This window comes from Pseudomonas sp. EL_65y_Pfl1_R83 (assembly GCF_963970695.1).
GTDB classification, from domain to species: domain Bacteria; phylum Pseudomonadota; class Gammaproteobacteria; order Pseudomonadales; family Pseudomonadaceae; genus Aquipseudomonas; species Aquipseudomonas tritici.
On record NZ_CAXAQI010000436.1, the window covers coordinates 1 to 450 of the forward strand.

At 61.1% G+C, this 450-nt stretch carries 1 protein-coding gene and 1 pseudogene; one reads left to right on the plus strand and one right to left on the minus strand.

What is annotated here, in order from left to right; genetic code table 11:
• Positions 1 to 41: 41 nt before the first annotated feature.
• Positions 42 to 341 carry a hypothetical protein gene (locus AACY08_RS29695; protein WP_339472656.1) on the minus strand — a complete coding sequence of 100 codons (300 nt, stop codon included), beginning with the start codon at positions 339 to 341 and terminating at the stop codon, positions 42 to 44.
• Between AACY08_RS29695 and AACY08_RS29700 the strand changes: the two are divergent.
• Positions 324 to 450 (plus strand): annotated as a pseudogene (locus tag AACY08_RS29700) (DUF815 domain-containing protein); the annotation flags it as partial. The gene AACY08_RS29695 and the pseudogene AACY08_RS29700 overlap by 18 nt on opposite strands.

Below are 450 nucleotides of genomic sequence, written 5' to 3' on the forward strand. Positions count from 1 at the left end.
ACCTCGAGCGCGCCCATCGTCCTGGCCCCCTGCCCTGTCGCTTACCGAAGACCCTGCGAGCTCAACCCGCGTCCGAAACGGAGCGAGGCTGTCATCTGCGGGCTCATGGTGTTCTTGAGCGTGGACTCCAGGAACTGCGTTTGCTGGATCACGCGGTAGGTGTTCTGGACCTCACCAGCCATCTTCGTGCTGCGCCGCGCAAGCTCCGTCTTCACGCTGTCGACCTGCTTGCGCCATGTCTCGAACTCGGTGGTCGAGACATAGTTGGCGCCCTGCTGCGCCTGGGAGATCGTGTCGAGCATACGATCAAGCATCGAAATGAGGAGATCGATCGCGACCATCTCGCCGACCTGCCTCGTGTGGTCGAGCAACTGCTCAAGCTGCCGCAGCGTTTTATCCTGTTATGCGACGACCTGTCATTCGAGCCAGGCGAAGGCGATTACCGTGTGC

Bases quoted from the DNA above. Each gene is read 5' to 3' on its own strand.
- AACY08_RS29695 (WP_339472656.1), bottom strand. From the start codon at position 341: ATGGTCGCGATCGATCTCCTCATTTCGATGCTTGATCGTATGCTCGAC.